Origin of the sequence: Leifsonia poae (genome assembly GCF_050632195.1) — a bacterium.
In the GTDB taxonomy this organism is placed as follows: Bacteria; Actinomycetota; Actinomycetes; order Actinomycetales; family Microbacteriaceae; genus Leifsonia; species Leifsonia poae_C.
On record NZ_CP192580.1, the window covers coordinates 2514945 to 2533060 of the forward strand.

Consider the following 18116-nt stretch of genomic DNA (forward strand, 5'->3'; position numbering starts at 1 on the left):
CGTCTCCTCGTCGTCGGGGATGGTCGCAGCAGCGACCGTATTCGAGATTGTATACAATCACGACGGCCGAGGCTAGGTCAGTAGGTGCTCGCTCCCCCACCGGCCTCGCGAACGCCGCCGTCACGGTCGCCGACGAATCGGCGCGAGAGCGCGTCAGACGCATTCGCCAGCAGAGTGACATCCGATCCGACCAGCACGAAGGCCGCGCCGGCGGCGGTGTAATGCTCGGCCACCTCCGGATCGAAGGCGTTCACGCCGACCGGAGTGCCCGCGGCGATCCCCTGCTGAATGACCTCTTCAACCGCCGCGATCACATCGGGATGGCTTTGCTGCCCGAGGAGCCCCATGGACGCGGCGAGATCGGCCGGCCCGACGAGGAGTCCGTCGACCCCCTCGACACCGGAGATGGCCCCGGCCGCGGCGACCGCCTCTGCAGTCTCGATCTGCACGAACAGCGAGACGTGCTCGTGGGCTCGCGCAAGGTAGTTCTCGACACGGTTCCAGCGGGCGGAGCGTGCCAGCGCACTGCCGACGCCGCGCACCCCGAGCGGCGGGTATCGCACGGCGGCGACCATCGCCTCCGCCTGCGGGACATCGTTCACCATCGGGATGAGGAGGTTCTGCGCACCGAGGTCGAGCAGCTGCTTCACGATCACGGTGTCGCCGATGGGCGCCCGCACGAGCGGGGTCACCGGATACGCAGCGACCGTCTGCAGGAGCGCAAGAGTGGACTCCAGCCCGATCGGCGAGTGCTCGCCGTCGATGAGCACGATGTCGAATCCTGCGCCGGCGCAGATCTCCCCACGAGCGGGCTCCCTGAGCACACCCAGATCCCGTACTGGGTGCGCTCAGCATCGCGTAGACGATCGGCGAGGGTCGGCTCTAGACGAATCGGCATGTCACTGCTCCCAGGGTTCCGTAGTCGGCATGAATCGTGTCTCCGCGCTCCACCCACACCGGGCGGGTGAACGACCCCGCGAGCACGATCTGTCCTGCCTCCAGCCGGGTTCCGTGCTGCGAGAGCTTGTTCGCAAGCCAGGCGACGCCGTTCGCCGGATGGTTCAGCACGGCGGCTGCGACTCCGGACTCCTCGATCGTCTCGTTGCGGAACAGCAGCGCTGCCACCCAGCGCAGGTCGACCGCATCCGGCGCGACAGGACGGCCGCCCACGACCATGCCGCCCATCGCCGCGTTGTCCGAGATCGTGTCCACGATCGTGCGGCCCGTCATGTCGATCCGCGAGCTCAGGATCTCGAGCGCGGGCACCACATACCGGGTCGCCGACAGGACGTCGAACAGCGTCACATCCGGACCCTCCAGCGGAGCATCGAGCACGAACGCTAGCTCGACCTCGATGCGCACGTTCGAGAAGCGGTCGACGGGGATGACTGCACCGCTCTCGTAGACCATGTCGGCGAAGATCGAGCCGTAGTCGGGCTCGGTGATGCCGGTCGCCTGCTGCATCGCCTTCGACGTCAGCCCGATCTTGCGACCGACGAGCCTCCGGCCCGCTGCGAGTCCTCGCTCCACCCAGACCCGCTGCACGGCGTACGAGTCGTCCACTGTCATCCCGGGGTGGCGGGCAGTGAGGAGCGGAACGGTCGACCGCTCGCGTTCGGCGGTCGCGAGCTCGTCCGCGATCTCCTGGATGGTGGAAGGGTCGAGCACGGGCGTCTCCTTCGTCGTCGGCTGCGTCTACCGGGATCGTATACGGTCACCGACGTGTAGCCTCCCCGCGAGGAGGTCTCTCAGTGCAGAGCGTCCGAGATCGCCGCGGCCGACTCACGGAGTCGCGCGCCGATGGCCTCCACGTCGCGTCCGTCCGCGACGTAGACGACGGCCAGCGCCGAGACGGGCTGGTTCGGCGCCGCGACGGGTACGGCCACGGAAGCGAGTCCGGGGATGACCTCGTCGTGACTGGTCGCGTACCCCCGCGTTCGAGCGTCCGCCGCTTCATGGCGCGGATGCTCGTCGGGGAGCGCTCCCCACTGCGCCTCGGAGAGCACCGACTGGATGGCGATACCGGGCGCACCGAAAGCGAGTGGATGGCGTGTGCCGGGCTTCTGAGCGACCGTGACGTGGGCATTGGCGGGCGCGACCGACACCAGCGTGACCACGTCGTGCCTGTCCAGAACCGCGAGGAATGCCGTCATCGCCAGCTCGTTGGCGATCGCGGTCAGCTGCGGGAGCGCCGCAGACTGCAGGTCGCGCGAGACAGAGCGCGCAAGCGTCGCCATCCGCGGGCCGAGTCGCACGGCGCCCGACGGGTCGCGCACGACCAGGCTGTACTCCTCCAGCGTCCGCAGCAGCCGGTAGACGATCGAGCGGTGCAGCTCCAACTGGGATGCGATGCCGGCGATCGTCATCGGTTCGCCGGACTCCGCGAGCACTTCGAGCATCCGGATGCCCCGTGCCAGCGTCTGCAACGGTGGCTGCGCCTCGGGGACGGTCGACATGTGTTCGATTATAGAACGCCGCCCGAGGCCGGGGTTAGTTGCCCTTCGTGCAGGTCTGGTCGGCCGCGGTCTGGCCGGTGACGTTGTCAGGGAGGGCGACGCTGGTGGAGTTCGGCGTCGGGGTCGCGGTCGCACCCGTTGATCCGGTCGTGGCACTGCCGTCAGCGGGTGCTGTCGGGGTGGTGGTGGGTGTGGCAGCGGATCCCGGCGCCGCTTCCGTCGCCGCGCCCAGCTTGCCCGAGAGCTGCAGGGGCTGATCGCTGGCGAGCGCGCTCTGCAGAAGGGCGGCGCTCTGTGCATCCGTGACGACCCGGTTGGCGTTGGTGGGATCGGTACGGGTCGGGTATTGCACGAAGACGATCTTGTCGAGGCTGATGTTCTTCAGCGCCAGCGCGATCGACACCAGGGTCGTCGGCTGCGTGAGCGTGTCCGACAGAGTCATGTTGGTCACCGCCGCGTGCGCCAGCGTGTACAGCGTCAGAGGGTTACTGAGCACACCCGCACTGGTCACCTTGCGGAGCAGGGCGGACAGGAACAGCTGCTGGTTGCTGATTCGACCGAGGTCGCTGCCGTCGCCGACGCCGTGACGGCTGCGCACGAAGGCCAGCGCATCCGCCCCCACCAGGGTCTGCTGGCCGGCAGCGAGGTTCAGGCCGACGTACGGGTCCTTCAGCGGAGTCGCGAGGCAGACGTCGACGCCGCCGACCGCGTTCGACATGCCGATCACACCGTCGAACGAGATCATGGCGGCATACGGGATGCTCAACCCGGTCAGCTTCTCGGCGGTCAGCACCACGCACGAGAGCCCGCCGGTCGCCAGCGTGGTGTTGAACATCGCTGCGCTTTGCGGGGAGCTCGTGCCGCCGTTGGGCTTCGGGCACGAAGGGACGCTCGTCACCAGGTCGCGCGGGATGCTGATGACCGTGGCGTTGGTGTGATCCGCCGAGATGTGGAGCACCATGGTGACATCGTTGCTGCCTGCGCCCGAACTCCCGGCGAGTTCCTTGGCCGTGCCGAACTGCCCGCCCTGCCCCGTGCGTGTGTCTGTTCCGGTCAGCAGGAGGTTGACGGCGCCGTCGACGGCCCCCACGGCCGGAGGCGTCTGGCCGGGCGCGGTGGCGAGGTGCACACCGGGCTTGATCGACGTGACGGTGTCGGTCACTGCATAGGCTGCGACTCCCGCGCTGCTGACGACGGCTACGGTCACGATGGCGCCGAGGAGCTTGAGGATCGACGTGTGCGGCCGGCGATGCTTCAGCGCGCCGTGGCGCACCGGCGGGACGCCGCCCCGGGTGCGGTCGCGGAACTGCTGATGGTGCGGCGTGTGGGCCGGATCGGTTCGCAACGTTCGTTCTCCGAGTCTGGTCAAACCGGTCGCGGGCGCGTCGGCTCGATCACGCTAGCCGCCCTTCCTGCCCGAACCCTTGGATCGGTCTGAGAGATCGACGAGCTTGGAGCCCGCCGCGCGGGCGAGGAAGGCAGCGTGCGCGAGGTGTCAGCGCGGCAGGCGTCAGCGCCAGCCGTACCGCGACACGAGGGCGGCGCGCACCGGCGCATACCGCCGGGAGTCGAGGGAAGCCGCTTCACGGCGCATCCCGGCCTGATGAACCCGGAACACGCGCGCGATGTTCGCGTAGCTCGGGCGGTGCCGGCCGTCCCACGAGCCCGCGCCGATCGGCAGGTAGTCCGTGCGTCCAGGATGCTCCTGGCTCGTCAGTTGTACGGCGAGCACCGTTCCGCCGGGTTCGGCGGCCACGACCAGCACCGGGCGGTCCTTGCCTCGCCCGTCGCGCTCCTGATAGGGAACCCAGGTCCAGACGATCTCGCCCGGGTCCGCGTTTCCATCGGTGCGCGGGGTGTACGCGGTTCTGACACTCCCGATCCGGCGCGGATCGACCTCGACGGTCGCCGTCGCCCCGGAGCGTCCTGGCTCGACGCCGGTCTCGGCGCGCTGTTCAGGTTGGGGAGGGGCCTTGCGATTCGGTCGCAGAATATTCGCGATCGCGCGCAGGAGTCTCATCGGGGTTGCCACCGTTGGCACGATACCCGACCCGCGTCAGCCCCAGCGTTACCCTCAGCAGCAGCGCCAGAGCCAGCGCGATCAGGAACGACGATCCCGCGACGGCGAACCCCGCGATCGCCTGCGTGACGAAGAGGTCGAAGTTGCCGCTGTCGATCATCCCGCCCCGGTTCGCGAACAGTCCGATGAAGAGGAGTCCGACCAGGCTGCCGACGATGTGGATCACGCAGATGGTCATCGGCACGCCGAACCGCGCGCGGGCAGCGACGTCGACCATGCTGGCGCACCCGAGTGCGGCCAACGCACCGAGCAGGAGCGACCATCCGGGAGTCAGGACCCCCGAGGCTGGCGTGATCGCCACGAGCCCAGACACGGCGCCGCAGAGAGCGCTCGTGATGGTGGGGCGGCGCAGCATGACGCGGTCGACGATGATCCAGACGATCACCCCGCCCCCGGATGCGACGAGCGTGTTCACCCACATCAGCGGGGTGAATGCATCCATCGCGCCCTCAGAGCCGATGGTGATGCCGAACCAACCGAACCAGACGAGGGCTCCTCCGATCGCCACGATCGGCAGACTGTGCACCCCAGCCGTCGGATGACTGCGTCGGCCGCACGCGAGAATGATTCCGGATGCTGCACTTCCGGCCGCGAGACCGACCGGCAGTGCGCCGCCGAAGTCGATCACCTGCATCCCGGCGGCGGCCCAGCCGTCCGTCGCGGAGAACACGGCGTAGCAGGTCGGGAACAGCACCAGCACCGACCACAGCGCCACGAAGACCAGCCACGCGCGAAGGGTGACTCGCGAGGCGATCGACGCTCCCAGAATGGCTGCCGCGACCGCGCAGAGCGCGACGAGGTACGCGACACGGGCGAGCGGGTACACGTCGCCGTCTGGTCCGAGCGCCCGACCGACGAGCGACGCCATCCCCCAGTCCGGCTGTCCGACGACACCGGGGATGAGCGGCGGCCCGACGATCAAGCCCGCTCCGCCGATGACCGCGAGGCACACCACGACCGCCGCGCCCGAGATCGACGCCCGAAAGGCGGCGACCGCTCCCGCGCGGCCCGTCATCCCGCCGTAGAAGAACGCCACACCGGGTACCACGGCGAAAGCCAGGACGGCGCTGACGATCAGGAGGAGCGCATCCACGTCTCGGCTGGATGCGAACGCGGCGAGGGGTGCGATGGCGTCGGGGCGCCACAGGGCCATCGATCCTCCTCCGTCACGAGACAGCTCGGTTCACACTAGCGCCCACACGAAGCGGGGTGCCGCCCGAAGGCGACACCCCGCTCAGTGCTGTGTATGAATGGATCAGACGGTCTCGAGCGCGTAGCCCTCTTCGCCGTGAACCGTCGTGTCGACGCCGGCCAGCTCGTCCTCGTTCTTGACGCGGAAGCCCATCGTCTTCTGGATGGCCCAGCCGATGGCGTAAGCCAGCACGAAGGAGTAGATCAGCACCGAGAAGGCGCCGACGGCCTGAGCCCCGAGCTGCTGGAGGCTGCCGCCGTAGAGCAGGCTGGAGAAGCCCTTCGTGGCGTCCCCGTCGATGTGGGTCATACCGAAGAAGCCGATGTAGAGCGTTCCGATCAGACCGCCGATGAGGTGGATGCCGACGACGTCGAGCGAGTCGTCGAAACCGAGCTTGAACTTGAGGTCCACCGCGATCGCACAGACGGCGCCGGCGATGAGGCCGAGGATGATCGCCCAGAACGGCGTCAGGATGTTACAGGCCGGGGTGATCGCGACCAGACCGGCGACCGCGCCGGATGCGGCTCCGATGGAGGTGGGTTTGCCGTCCTTGATCTTCTCGACGACCAACCAGCCGATGGTTGCGGCGGCGGGTGCGGCCAGCGTGTTGATCCAGGCGAGCGCTGCGACACCGTCGACGGCCGCCTCAGATCCGGCGTTGAACCCGAACCAGCCGAACCACAGGAGCGCGGCGCCGAGGAGGGTGAGCGGAACGTTGTGCGGCTTCGACATGCCTTTCTGGAACCCGACGCGCTTGCCGAGCACGAGCGCCAGGGCGAGTCCAGCGGCACCGGCGTTGATGTGGACCGCCGTACCGCCCGCGAAGTCGTTCACGTGGAGGTTGGCGACGATCCAGCCCTGCTGCAGGTTGAACACCCAGAAGGCGACCGGGAAGTAGACGATCGTCACCCAGAGGCCGGCGAAGACCATCCAGGCGCCGAACTTGGCACGGTCGGCGATCGCTCCCGAGATCAGCGCGACGGTGATGATGGCGAACGTGGCCTGGAACCCGGCGAACGCGAGGCCGCCCATGTCGGGCGTCATGCCGTCTTTGCCGAGGAGGCTGGAGAGGCCCCAGTCCGGCGTTCCGAGCACGTGCGGGATGGACGGCGTGCCGAACGCGAGCCCGTAGCCGTAGAGCACCCAGAGCACGCCGACGAGGGCCATCGCTCCGAAGCTCATCATCATCATGCTGATGACGCTCTTGGCACGCACCATGCCGCCGTAGAAGAACGCGACGCCCGGGGTCATCAATAGGACAAGTGCTGCGGCGACTAGCAGCCACAGGGAGTTCACTGACGCCGTCGTAGCGGCGTCGGCTGCTGTGTGTAGCAACATACGAATGGTCTACCTCTCTCGTGATTGCACCAGATGTCCCCGCGTGGTCTCGGGTTCAGGAGCGCTTCGGGGTGTCGCCAGTTTTGTCGGGAGAGGTTTCGTTCGAGCGATGCTCGTGTTTCGCGAGTGTTACGGGTGGCCGATGGATGTAAACATCGTGTTTCGCGGCGCAGCGAATAGCCGGGTAGACAGCCGAGGGTTCGCCCGGACGTGGCTACGCGAGGAGTTCGCTCAGGCGCTTCGCGATCGGCCAGGTTCCGTCGGAGGTGTTCGAGACCACCGTCATCGTGGTCCCGGTGCCCCGGTCGTGCCTGCTGCGAAACGAGACTCCGGCGTCGAATCCTTCGAGCATGACGGTCTCAGGATGCTCGGCCGAGCCCGACGCGCCCGGCAGCCAGAATCCGAGACCGTACCCGTTCCCGTCGCCCGCGTCGCTCCGCCTGCGCACCAGATTCTCCACGACATCGCCGGGCAGGATGCGTCCGCTGAAGAGTGCGGGCCAGAATCGTCCGAAGTCGCCGACCGTTGAGTAGATCCCGCCGTCGCCGCTCCCCCGTAAGGGCAGGTGGAACACGTTGGTGCGATCGATCCCGTCGATGGGGAGGTAGCCGATGGCCGCATCCCCCGGAAGCTCGTCCGAGCGCAGAAAGGCAGTCGACAGCATCCCTGCAGGCTCGGTTACGCGGTCGCGCACCAACTGATGGAACGGCACCCCGCTCGCGCGCTCGGCCAGCAGCGCCAGCACAACGTAGCCCGCGTTGCAGTACGAGAACCGCTCATCCGGGGCGAACTTCTGCGCGAACCCGTCGAGCACCCGCACGTAGTCCTCGGTGTCGACGAGTTCGTGAACCGGCACCGGCAGAACGTAATCGGTGATCTCCCCTCGGCGTCCTCGTCGAAGTAGTCGCCGATCCCCGACCGGTGTGCCAGCAGCTGCTCCACCGTTACCCGATCGTCGATCAGCGGAAGATCAGCGCCGAGCAGCGAGTGCGCGGTCGTGTCGAACGAGAGAAGCCCGTCGCCGATCACCGAGACTACGGCGAGCGCCGTCAGTCCCTTGACTCCGCTGGCGATACCGAACCGCGTCTCGATGGTCGCGGGGATGCGATGAGCCCGATCCGCGAGCCCGTACGCGCCCTCGAACACCGACTCTCCGGCGCGCACCACGGAGACGGCCCCGGAGAACCCGCGGTCGCGGGCCATCGTGTCGATCGCATCGGCGAGATCGGACATGAGCGCCTTTCGCTAGTCAGTCAGCCAATCAGTCGTCGTGCGGCGGCAGCTCGCCGGTGGTGAGCGCGATCATGCGCGAGACAGAACGGAGGTACTTCTTGCGGTAGCCGCCGCCGAGCATCTCCTCGTCGAAGACGTCACTGAGTGCCGTCCCGGTCTGGACGATCGGGATCTCCGCGTCGTACACGCGGTCGATGAACGCGACCAGGCGCAGGGCCGCCATCTGATCGTGCAGGATGTGCACATCCGTTAGCCCGATGACATCGACCCCGTCGAGCATCTTGATGTACTTGGACGGGTGCACGGTGGCGAGGTGCGCGATGAGCGTGTCGAAGTCGTCGGATGTGACTGCGGTCCCCCGGGCGGTGAGCGCTCCGACGGTCGCGTCGTACGCTTCGGCCTCGACCGCGACGGCCCCGCCCTCGGTGGCGCGACGGCGGTAGTCCAGGCCGTCGATACGAACGGTCTCGAAGCGGTCGGAGAGGGCCTGGATCTCGCGCAGGAAGTCGCTGGCCGCGAACCGGCCCTCGCCGAGCGCATTGGGCGGCGTGTTGGAGGTGGCGGCGATGCGGGTTCCGGATGCGACGAGCTCGCCGAGCATCCTGGTCATCATCATCGTGTCGCCCGGGTCGTCGAGCTCGAACTCGTCGATGCAGATGAGTGCCGACCCGCGCAGCAGGTTGACCGCGCCCGCGTAGCCGAGTGCGCCGACGAGCGCCGTGTACTCGATGAACGTTCCGAAGTACTTCGGACCCGGCGCCTCGTGCCACAGCGCGGCGAGCAGGTGGGTCTTGCCGACGCCGAACCCGCCGTCGAGGTAGACACCGGGCTTCATCTCCGCCTTCTTGCGGTTACGGCTGAAGAGGCCGGCCGGGCGCTGCGGCTCCCACGACTTCACGAAGGTCTTCAGGATGCCCACGGCCTCCGACTGCGACGGGTAGTCGTGGTCGGGCCGGTACGAATCGAAGGTGGCGTGCTCGAACTGCGACGGCGGAACCAGGGATGCGGCGATCTCCGCCCCGGAGATGTCCGGCGTGCGATCGGAGAGCCGCACGAGGGCGCCGGTCTGGTCGAGGGTCATCTGGTTGCACCTTTGGGTCGGAGTCGTACTGTGTCGAAGTCTTACAGGGAGCGTTTACACCGGGTTAGCCTGGAACGTAAGTTCGCTCACGTGTCGAGGCTCCCAGCCTAATCCGACGCCGTCGAGAGTTGTCCGAGCGCCGATCGGCGCCATCTGGAGGTTCATCCGCATGACCATCGAGGTCGACCCGTCCCCCGCATTCGCCGACTACGCCCACCCCGAACGGCTGGTGAGCACCGAGTGGCTGCAGGAGCACCTCGGCGAACCGGGGCTCGTCGTCGTCGAGTCCGACGAGGACGTGCTGCTGTACGAGACCGGGCACATTCCCGGCTCGGTCAAGATCGACTGGCACACCGACCTCAACGATCCCGTTCAGCGCGACTACGTGCAGGGCGAGCGTTTCGCCGAGCTGCTCGGCTCGAAGGGCATCGCGCGCGACACCACCGTCGTCATCTACGGGGACAAGAACAACTGGTGGGCGGCCTACGCCCTCTGGGTGTTCACGCTCTTCGGTCACGAGGATGTTCGCCTGCTCGACGGCGGACGCGACAAGTGGATCGCCGAGGCTCGCGAGATCACCACGGATGCTTCATCCGTCACGCCGACCGCATACCCCGTCGTGGAGCGCGACGACACGGTCATCCGCGCCTTCAAAGACGACGTGCTCGCCCACCTGGGACAGCCGCTCATCGACGTTCGCTCCCCCGAGGAGTACAGCGGCGAGCGAACCGAGATCCCCGGGTACCCGACCGAGAGCGCCCTGCGCGCGGGCCACATCCCTTCAGCCGCGTCTGTGCCCTGGGCTCGTGCCGCCGCCCCGGATGCGACCTTCAAGCGCCGCCCCGACCTCGAGGCGATCTACCTGGGTGAGGCCGGGCTGAGGGCCGGCGACGACGTCATCGCCTACTGCCGCATCGGCGAGCGCTCCAGCCACACCTGGTTCGTGCTCACCCACCTCCTCGGCTTCGAGAACGTACGCAACTACGACGGATCGTGGACCGAGTGGGGCAGTGCCGTGCGAGTGCCCATCGTCACAGGCAGCGAACCGGGTGAGGTTCCGGCGAAGTAAAATCGGCTTATGACCGATCTCGCACCGGCTCTCGCGGAGATCCGGGATGACTTCCTGGCGCTCGAGCAGCCCGACCGTCTGCAATTGCTGCTCGAGTTCTCCAACGAGCTCCCCGAGCTGCCGGAACGCTACCGCGACCATCCGGATCTCCTCGAACGCGTCGTCGAGTGCCAGTCGCCCGTCTTCATCTTCGTGGAGGTGGATGAAGAGAACATCGTGCACCTGCACGCCACGGCACCCCGCGAATCCCCGACCACCCGTGGCTTCGCGTCGATCCTCGCGCAGGGACTCGCCGGCTTGACGGCCGAGGAAGTCCTCGCCGTTCCCGACGACTATCCGCAGACGCTCGGACTCACGCAGGCCGTGTCGCCGTTGCGCATCCGGGGCATGACGGCTCTGCTCGGCCGTACCAAGCGGCAGGTTCGCGAGCGCCTCGCCACCTAACGGATGTGCTCGCCGAGCCACCCGGCGATGGACGTCTTCCAGCGTTCCTCGTCGTAGTTCCAGAGCTTGGTGTGCAGCGCCGTCGCGAACGGGACGAGCGTGACGATGTCGCTCCGGGCTTCGGCGAGGGCTCGGGATGCGGTCGACGGCACGAACCCGTCGTCGTCGCTGTGCAGGATCAGCGTCGGCAGGTTGAGATCTGAGGCGCGGGCGACGAAGTTCATGCTCGCCAGGTCGATCGGGGCGCCGAGCCCCGTGATCGGCGCGCTCCACGTCGACTCGATCAGCCGCAGCGCGCCCTGCGTGATGGGGTTCGGGAGGCGCAGCAGCCGCGCCTGGTACTCGAGCGTGTCGATCCAGTCGATGACCGGCGACTCCAGCACGATGCCGTGGATGAGGTCGGACATCGGCGTGCGGGTGATGGTCTGCAGCACGACGGCTCCCCCCATCGACCAGCCCATCAGCACGATCGAACGTGCTCCGTTGTCGCGGGCGTACGCGATCGCCGCGTCGATGTCCCGCCACTCGGTTCCGCCGAGCCCGTAGCGGCGATCGGCGCTCTCGGGGGCATCGCCGTCGTTGCGATACGAGGCGAGCAGGCTGGTGTACCCCTGCTCCCGGAATGTCGGCACCGCTCGGAGGCCCTCTTGTCTGGTCGCGCCCCAGCCGTGCACCTGGATGACCCAGCGCTCGCTCGTCTCGCCATCCGGCGCGGGGAACACCCAGGCGGGAGCCTCACCGAGCTCGGTCTCGATGCTGACGCTTCGCACCGGAAGGCCCAACTCTTCCGGCTCGAGGTAGTAGTAGCCGGTGATGCGGGCCTTCCAGGTCGGGTGCAGGTCGCCGAACAGCACCTCCTCGAGCGTGCGGGTGACCACACCGTCGGCCCGTTCGACCAGGCCGCCGATCTTGGCGTATCCGGACTCGTCGTCGAACCACAGGCCGTAGCGGCCGGGTACGGCGGCATCGGGCGTGTCCTTGAGGGTCAGGGTGCCCGCATCCCGATCGACGGCACGGATGCTCTGGTTCTGCGGGCGTTTGCGCACCGGGGTGATCACGGTCAGAGCCACCCGGGCCATCACGAACCCGGCGCCCGCCGCAGTCAGCAACACCAGCCCACCGGCGATGCCGGCTGCCGTCCACAGAGATTTCGCGATCATCGACCTCGCCATGCCAGCAGGCTAACGCTCCCACCTTGCGATCACGCAGAATCCTCCTGAAGAACTCACAGAGGACGGCGCAAGCGGCGTGCCTTACCCGGGCCGCTGCTGAACGAACCCTAGTGTTCGTACCGTGCCGACAACATCCTCGACTCCCAGCACTCCGCCGGAGTTCGCCGCGGCCCTGGAGACGGTGCGCACCGTCAAGTCCCGATCGGAACTCGTCATCAGCGAGATCCCGGCACCCGGTCAACTCGCACCGTTCGCGGTTGCCCTCGCCGCGGATGTGCGGCCGGCACGACACGGCGCGGATTCCGATCTCGGCACGGGACGGTTCATCCTCCTTTACGACCCCGACGAACCCGAGGCCTGGGGCGGCCGGTTCCGCGTCGTCTGCTTCGCACAGGCGCCGCTCGAGACCGACATCGGTCTCGACCCTTTTCTCGCGGACGTCGCCTGGTCGTGGCTGGTGGATGCGCTGGACGCGCGAGGCGCCAAGTACACGGCGGCGAGCGGCACGGCCACCAAGATCATCTCCACGGGATTCGGGGAACTCGCGAAACAGGGCGACGGCTCGCAGATCGAGCTACGCGCATCCTGGACACCGCTGGAGCACGACATCCGCTCGCACGTCGAAGGCTGGGGCGAGCTGCTGTGCATGCTCGCCGGGCTGCCGCCCGCGGGCGAGGGTGTGAGCCTGCTGTCGTCGAGACGGACGCCGCGTGGCTGAACACACCGTCATAGCCACGAGAAGCGACTACCTCGACGCGGTCGAAGCGATCGCCGCCGGTACCGGCCCCATCGCCGTCGACGCCGAACGCGCATCCGGTTTCAAGTACTCTCAGCGTGCTTACCTCATCCAAGTCTTCCGCCGCGATGCCGGAACCTTTCTGTTCGACCCGCCGGCCGTCGGCCGGTTCGACGAGCTGAACGAGGCGATCGCCGACGACGAGTGGGTGCTGCACGCCGCGACGCAGGATCTCACCTGTCTACGCGAGGTCGGCCTCGACCCGCACCGGATCTTCGACACCGAACTCGCCGCACGCCTCCTCGGGATGCCCCGGGTCGGCCTCGGCACGGTCGTCGAGGAGCTGCTCGGCATCCACCTCGCCAAGGAGCACTCCGCGGCGGACTGGTCGACGAGACCGCTTCCCGAACCCTGGCTGCTCTATGCGGCCCTGGATGTCGAACTCCTCCCCGATCTGCGCGACGCGATCGACGCGCTGCTCGTCGAGGCGGGCAAGTCCGAGATCGCCCGGCAGGAGTTCGCGGATGAGCTCGCCCGCGACCTGAAACCGCCTCGCGCCGAACCATGGCGCCGGCTCTCCGGCATCCATGCCGTGAAGGGCATCCGGAACCTCGCCGTCGCTCGAGAACTCTGGCTGACCCGGGATGCGCTGGCCCGCGAACTCGACACCGCGCCCGGCCGGCTCGTGCCCGACGCCTCGCTGACGGCCGCCGCCCGGGCGATGCCCGAGACGAAGCGCGGACTCGCCTCGCTGCGCGAATTCAACGGTCGCGCCAGCCGCACCGAGATCGACCGCTGGTGGGCCGCGATCGAAGCCGGACGCACCACGACAGACCTTCCCGTCGTGCGTGGCAGCAGCGAGAGCCTGCCGCCACCCCGCGCCTGGGCAGACCGCAACCCCGAGGCGGATACGCGGCTCAAGGCCGCGCGCGCCGCCGTCATCGAGCTCTCCGAGCAGCTGGCCATCCCGGTCGAGAACCTGCTCACGCCGGAGACCCTCCGCCGCGTCGCCTGGACCCCGCCCGCCGAGATCACGGCCGAATCCGTGGGCGCCGCACTGGCCGATCACGGTGCCAGAGCCTGGCAGATTGAGGCAACCTCACAGATCATCGCCCAGGCCTTTGTGGAAGCCCACCAAAACCCAGCCGAGACCGACGAATCCGCTTCGTAGAAAGAATCAAACGATTCTTGCCTCACAGGCCGCATCTTTAGGATCGTCCTGGACCTGATTTGGGAGGCATTGTGGCCGATAGAGCTGATGTCGTCTTCGTCGACGGAGTTCGCACTCCGTTCGGACGAGCCGGCGAAAAAGGGCAGTACTGGAACACGCGAGCGGACGATCTGGTGGTCAAGGCCATGATCGAGCTGATGGAGCGCAACCCGAACGTGCCCAAGGATCGAATCGATGACGTGGCGATCGCCGCGACGACGCAGCAGGGCGACCAGGGCCTGACCCTCGGGCGCACTGCTGCACTGCTCGCCGGGCTGCCGAAGTCGGTTCCCGGATTCGCGATCGACCGCATGTGCGCGGGCGCGATGACCAGTGTCACCACCCTCGGCTCGGGCATTGCTTTCGGCGCATACGACCTGGCGATCGCCGGTGGTGTCGAGCACATGGGCCGTCACCCGATGGGCTTCGGGGCAGACCCGAACCCGCGCTTCCTGTCCGAGCGCCTGGTCGGCGAGGACGCGCTGAACATGGGCATGACGGCCGAGCGCATCCACGACCGCTTCCCTGCGCTCACCAAGGAGCGCAGCGACCGGTTCGCGATGCGCAGCCAGCAGAAGACGGCCGCCGCATACGCCGCCGGCAAGCTCCAGCCCGACCTGGTGCCCGTCGCCATCCGCTCCGAGAGCGGCTGGGGCCTCGCGACTCAGGACGAGGGGATGCGCCCCGAGACGAACATGGAGTCGCTCGCCACGCTGCGCACCCCGTTCCGCCCCCACGGTCGCGTGAGCGCCGGAAACTCCTCGCCGCTTACCGACGGCGCCACGGCGAGCCTGCTCGCATCAGGAGACGCCGTGAAGGAGTTCGGCCTCGAGCCGAAGATGCGAATGGTGAGCTTCGCGTTCGCCGGCGTCGAACCCGAGATCATGGGAATCGGGCCCGTCCCGTCGACCGAGAAGGCGCTGCGCAAGGCGGGTCTGACCATCGACGACATCGGCCTGTTCGAGCTGAACGAGGCGTTCGCCATCCAGGTGCTCTCGCTGCTCGACCACTTCGGCATCGACGACGAGGACCCGCGCGTCAACCAGTGGGGCGGCGCGATCGCCGTCGGCCACCCGCTCGCCGCCAGCGGCGTGCGTCTGATGATCCAGCTCGCCGCCCAGTTCCAGGAGCACCCGGAGGTGCGCTACGGCCTCACCGCCATGTGCGTCGGCCTCGGCCAGGGCGGAAGCGTCATCTGGGAGAACCCCCACTACAACAAGCGCGCTCGGAAGGCCTGAAACGTGACCGACTACTCCAAGATCGACTTCAGCCCGCTCGCGGCCGTCTCCGAAGACGAGGTCGTCACCCACTCATTCGTGAAGGACGTCCCGCTCTCGGGCGGCAAGGTCCTCGCGCTCGTCACCCTCGACAACGGCCGTGACCACACGCGCCCGAACACGATGGGTCCGGCGACGCTTATCGAGCTGGGCAAGACCTTCGACGCGCTCACGGAGCGCGCGGGTCGTGGTGAGATCCACGCCGTAGCCGTCACGGGCAAGCCGTTCATCCTGGCGGCCGGCGCCGACCTGAGCAAGGTGGGCGACATCCCGAGCAAAGAGGTGGCGAAGCTCCTCCCCCAGCTCGGTCACTATGTGCTCGGCAAGCAGGCCACGTTCGGTGTCCCGTCGTTCGTGTTCACGAACGGCCTCGCCCTCGGCGGCGGCGTGGAGATCGGCCTCAACGCCGACTACCGCACCATCGACCGCTCGGCGGCCGCGTTCGCGCTCCCCGAGGTCTTCCTCGGCCTGATTCCGGGCTGGGGCGGCGCCTACATCCTGCCCAACCTGATCGGCATCGAGAACGCCCTCAAGGTGATCGTCGAGAACCCGCTCAAACAGAACAGGATGTTGAAGCCGCAGGACGTGTTCGACCTCGGCATCGCGGACGCGATCTTCGACTCGGCGAACTTCCTCGAGGAGTCGATCAAGTGGGCCGACAAGGTCCTGTCCGGCGAACTCACCGTGAAGCGCCCGAACGTTCCCGGCAAGGTCGAGCGCCTGGTCAAATGGGATGCGGCCATCGGGATCGCCCGCAAGATGCTCGAGAGCCGCATCGGCACCGTGCCGAAGTCACCGTACGCCGCGCTCGATCTGCTCAAGGCGGCCAAGAGCGGCACCAAGGAGGAGGGCTTCGAGCGCGAGGACGACGTTCTCGGGGAGCTCATCTCCGGCGACCAGTTCCAGGCAAGCATCTATGCCTTCAACCTCGTCCAGAAGCGCGCGAAGCGCCGGCCGGTGCACCCGACCGCAAGCTCGCGAAGAAGGTCACCAAGGTCGGCGTGATCGGCGCCGGTTACATGGCCAGCCAGTTCGCGCTGCTCTTCGTGCGCCGTCTGCGTGTGCCCGTGGTCATCACCGACCTCGACCAGGCCCACGTCGACAAGGGCGTGGCATACATCCACGACGAGATCGGCAAGCTGCAGGAGAAGGGCCGCATCTCTCCGGATGAGGCCAACCGCCTGCGCGCGCTCGTCACCGGCACGACCGACAAGGCCGACTTCGCGGACTGCGACTGGGTCATCGAGGCCGTGTTCGAGGAGCTCTCCGTCAAACAGAACGTCTTCGAGGAGGTCGAGCAGTACATCTCCGACGAGGCCGTTCTCGCCACGAACACCTCGTCGCTGTCGGTCGAGAAGATCGGCGCCAAGCTGAAGCACCCGGAACGTCTCGTCGGCTTCCACTTCTTCACACCGGTCGCCGTCATGCCGCTCATCGAGGTCGTCAACACGCCGAACACGGATGAGGCCACCCTCTCGACCGCCATGGTCACCGCAGCCGCGCTCAAGAAGAACGCCGTCATCACCGCGGACACCCCCGGATTCGTGGTCAACCGCGTTCTGGCCAAGGTGCTCGGCGAAGCGATGCACGCGGTCGATGACGGCACGCCGTTCGAGGTGGTCGACGAGGGCTTCGCACCGCTCGGCCTGCCGATGCCCCCGTCCGCCCTGCTCGACCTGGTCGGACTCAAGGTCGGAGCGCACGTGCTCGACACGCACCACGAGGCCTTCCCGGAGCGCTTCTACCGCAGCGAGAACCTGCACAAGCTGGCCGAGCACGGCAAGCTGCTCGAGAAGGATGCCAAGGGCAAGATCAAGGGCATCGACAAGACGGCGGCGAAGATCGTCTCGGGCGGCAAGAACCCGTGGACCAAGGAGCAGATCCTCCAGCGCCTCGAAGACGGCCTCGCCGACGAAATCCACCGGATGCTCGAAGACGACGTCGTTCACGCGGCCGAGGACATCGACCTCTGCATGATCCTCGGCGCGGGCTTCCCGTTCCAGATGGGCGGCATCACGCCGTACCTCGACCGGGTCGGCGCGTCGGAGCGGGTCTTCGGCGACACGTTCCACCACCCGCCCGTCAAGGGCGTGGCGTAGGACGACGGGGCGGGCGCTGAGCGCTCGCCCCGTTCTCTTTGCCCGCAGGGTCGGCGCCCAGGGGGCCCAGGATCAGCAGGTCGAGGTATGCGCGCAGCGCGTCGCCCAGGTGGATCCTCTCGGGCTCGTACAGCCAGCGCAGCTGGATGCCCTCCCAGAGCGCGACCACACTGGCCGCAGCCACAGCGGGCTCGACTCCTTCCCGCAATCGGCCGGCGCGGCGCAGAGTCTCGAACTCCTGCTCGTACTGGCGCTGCAGCATCCTGTAGCGGGCGAGGAAGTAGTCGCGGCCCGGGTGACCCTCGGTCGTCGCTTCTGCGGACAGCACGCTGTACAGGGCGATCAGGCCCGGGATGCGCTCATTGGCTTCGGCCTGACGCACGATGTGCTCCTCGAACGGCTCCTGCTCGTCCGCAGGGAACTCCCCTCCCCGGAGTTCGTCTCGCCGGGTGAGAACAGCGAGCAGCAGCTCTTCCTTGCTGCCGAAGTGATGGAGCAGATTCGACTGGCTCATCCCCGCGGCTGCCGCTACGTCGCGGAGCGAACTCGCGTTGTAGCCGCGGCTCGCGAACAGACCGTACGCCTCGTCTACGATCTGCTGTCGCCGCTGCGCGGTCTTCGCGTACGGTCCTCGCTTGCCTGGGTTCTCGGTAGTGGTCATCGTCGCTTCAAATTAGGTCACCTGGTCGATATTCGGATAGCGTCATGCTAGCCCCTGGCAGCCTGACG

15 protein-coding genes and 3 pseudogenes are annotated in these 18116 nt (G+C 67.7%); 6 read left to right on the plus strand and 12 right to left on the minus strand.

Annotation, left to right across the window (positions count from 1 at the left end):
- Window positions 1-77 precede the first annotated feature (77 nt).
- The 10 genes and pseudogenes from ACQ86A_RS12755 to zapE form a co-directional block, all read right to left on the minus strand.
- Window positions 78-898: pseudogene (locus ACQ86A_RS12755) on the minus strand (aldolase/citrate lyase family protein).
- A complete protein-coding gene (gene hpaH, locus ACQ86A_RS12760; RefSeq protein WP_431277398.1) occupies window positions 883-1668 on the minus strand; it encodes a 2-oxo-hept-4-ene-1,7-dioate hydratase in 786 nt (261 codons plus the stop codon). Before hpaH ends, ACQ86A_RS12755 begins: the two are co-directional and overlap by 16 nt.
- A gap of 80 nt (window positions 1669-1748) precedes the next feature.
- On the minus strand, window positions 1749-2456 hold the full coding sequence (locus ACQ86A_RS12765) for an IclR family transcriptional regulator (protein WP_431277399.1): 708 nt from the start codon (window positions 2454-2456) through the stop codon (window positions 1749-1751).
- Between the two features lie 34 nt (window positions 2457-2490).
- A complete protein-coding gene (locus ACQ86A_RS12770; protein ID WP_431277400.1) occupies window positions 2491-3801 on the minus strand; it encodes an LCP family protein in 1311 nt (436 codons plus the stop codon).
- A gap of 165 nt (window positions 3802-3966) precedes the next feature.
- Window positions 3967-4476: a type II toxin-antitoxin system PemK/MazF family toxin gene (locus ACQ86A_RS12775; RefSeq protein WP_431277401.1), complete on the minus strand. Its 510-nt coding sequence runs from the start codon at window positions 4474-4476 to the stop codon at window positions 3967-3969.
- On the minus strand, window positions 4412-5689 hold the full coding sequence (locus ACQ86A_RS12780) for an ammonium transporter (protein ID WP_431277402.1): 1278 nt from the start codon (window positions 5687-5689) through the stop codon (window positions 4412-4414). Before ACQ86A_RS12780 ends, ACQ86A_RS12775 begins: the two co-directional genes overlap by 65 nt.
- A 102-nt stretch (window positions 5690-5791) precedes the next feature.
- On the minus strand, window positions 5792-7066 hold the full coding sequence (locus ACQ86A_RS12785) for an ammonium transporter (RefSeq protein WP_431277403.1): 1275 nt from the start codon (window positions 7064-7066) through the stop codon (window positions 5792-5794).
- Window positions 7067-7280: 214 nt separating this feature from the next.
- A complete protein-coding gene (locus ACQ86A_RS12790; RefSeq protein WP_431277404.1) occupies window positions 7281-7922 on the minus strand; it encodes a serine hydrolase domain-containing protein in 642 nt (213 codons plus the stop codon).
- A 92-nt stretch (window positions 7923-8014) separates the two neighbouring features.
- Window positions 8015-8299, minus strand: a pseudogene (locus tag ACQ86A_RS12795) (serine hydrolase); the annotation flags it as partial.
- Between the two features lie 28 nt (window positions 8300-8327).
- On the minus strand, window positions 8328-9380 hold the full coding sequence (zapE, locus tag ACQ86A_RS12800) for a cell division protein ZapE (RefSeq protein WP_431277405.1): 1053 nt from the start codon (window positions 9378-9380) through the stop codon (window positions 8328-8330).
- A gap of 169 nt (window positions 9381-9549) precedes the next feature.
- Between zapE and ACQ86A_RS12805 the strand changes: the two genes are divergently transcribed.
- Both ACQ86A_RS12805 and ACQ86A_RS12810 read left to right on the plus strand, forming a co-directional pair.
- A complete protein-coding gene (locus tag ACQ86A_RS12805; RefSeq protein WP_431277406.1) occupies window positions 9550-10449 on the plus strand; it encodes a sulfurtransferase in 900 nt (299 codons plus the stop codon).
- Window positions 10450-10458: 9 nt separating this feature from the next.
- The gene (locus tag ACQ86A_RS12810) at window positions 10459-10893 is read left to right on the plus strand and encodes a SufE family protein (protein ID WP_431277407.1); all 435 of its coding nucleotides are present in this window, start codon (window positions 10459-10461) and stop codon (window positions 10891-10893) included.
- Here the strand turns inward: ACQ86A_RS12810 and ACQ86A_RS12815 are convergent.
- The gene (locus tag ACQ86A_RS12815) at window positions 10890-12053 is read right to left on the minus strand and encodes an alpha/beta hydrolase family protein (RefSeq protein WP_431277408.1); all 1164 of its coding nucleotides are present in this window, start codon (window positions 12051-12053) and stop codon (window positions 10890-10892) included. The genes ACQ86A_RS12810 and ACQ86A_RS12815 overlap by 4 nt on opposite strands.
- A 133-nt stretch (window positions 12054-12186) precedes the next feature.
- Here ACQ86A_RS12815 and ACQ86A_RS12820 point away from each other — a divergent pair, with 133 nt between their 5' ends.
- The 4 genes and pseudogenes from ACQ86A_RS12820 to ACQ86A_RS12835 all read left to right on the plus strand — a co-directional run bounded on the left by ACQ86A_RS12820 (window position 12187) and on the right by ACQ86A_RS12835 (window position 17387).
- Window positions 12187-12783, plus strand: coding sequence for a DUF3000 domain-containing protein (locus tag ACQ86A_RS12820; protein WP_431277409.1), 597 nt, complete (start codon window positions 12187-12189; stop codon window positions 12781-12783).
- Window positions 12776-13972 (plus strand): HRDC domain-containing protein, encoded by a 1197-nt coding sequence (locus ACQ86A_RS12825; protein ID WP_431277410.1) that lies wholly within the window; start codon window positions 12776-12778, stop codon window positions 13970-13972. Before ACQ86A_RS12820 ends, ACQ86A_RS12825 begins: the two co-directional genes overlap by 8 nt.
- A 71-nt stretch (window positions 13973-14043) precedes the next feature.
- A complete protein-coding gene (locus ACQ86A_RS12830; protein WP_431277411.1) occupies window positions 14044-15249 on the plus strand; it encodes a thiolase family protein in 1206 nt (401 codons plus the stop codon).
- Window positions 15250-15252: 3 nt separating this feature from the next.
- Window positions 15253-17387 (plus strand): annotated as a pseudogene (locus ACQ86A_RS12835) (3-hydroxyacyl-CoA dehydrogenase NAD-binding domain-containing protein).
- On the opposite strand, the gene ACQ86A_RS12840 reads toward ACQ86A_RS12835, so the two are convergent.
- Window positions 17371-18048: a TetR/AcrR family transcriptional regulator gene (locus ACQ86A_RS12840; RefSeq protein WP_431277412.1), complete on the minus strand. Its 678-nt coding sequence runs from the start codon at window positions 18046-18048 to the stop codon at window positions 17371-17373. The pseudogene ACQ86A_RS12835 and the gene ACQ86A_RS12840 sit on opposite strands and share 17 nt — an antisense overlap.
- Window positions 18049-18116 lie beyond the last annotated feature (68 nt).

What these genes read in the sequence shown, in the direction of transcription:
- ACQ86A_RS12840 (WP_431277412.1), bottom strand. Translation starts at nt 18,048, where the DNA reads ATGACCACTACCGAGAACCCAGGCAAGCGAGGACCGTACGCGAAGACC.
- ACQ86A_RS12780 (WP_431277402.1), bottom strand. Translation starts at nt 5,689, where the DNA reads ATGGCCCTGTGGCGCCCCGACGCCATCGCACCCCTCGCCGCGTTCGCA.
- ACQ86A_RS12785 (WP_431277403.1), bottom strand. Translation starts at nt 7,066, where the DNA reads ATGTTGCTACACACAGCAGCCGACGCCGCTACGACGGCGTCAGTGAAC.
- ACQ86A_RS12765 (WP_431277399.1), bottom strand. Translation starts at nt 2,456, where the DNA reads ATGTCGACCGTCCCCGAGGCGCAGCCACCGTTGCAGACGCTGGCACGG.
- ACQ86A_RS12775 (WP_431277401.1), bottom strand. Translation starts at nt 4,476, where the DNA reads ATGAGACTCCTGCGCGCGATCGCGAATATTCTGCGACCGAATCGCAAG.
- ACQ86A_RS12805 (WP_431277406.1), top strand. Translation starts at nt 9,550, where the DNA reads ATGACCATCGAGGTCGACCCGTCCCCCGCATTCGCCGACTACGCCCAC.
- ACQ86A_RS12810 (WP_431277407.1), top strand. Translation starts at nt 10,459, where the DNA reads ATGACCGATCTCGCACCGGCTCTCGCGGAGATCCGGGATGACTTCCTG.
- zapE (WP_431277405.1), bottom strand. Translation starts at nt 9,380, where the DNA reads ATGACCCTCGACCAGACCGGCGCCCTCGTGCGGCTCTCCGATCGCACG.
- ACQ86A_RS12815 (WP_431277408.1), bottom strand. Translation starts at nt 12,053, where the DNA reads ATGATCGCGAAATCTCTGTGGACGGCAGCCGGCATCGCCGGTGGGCTG.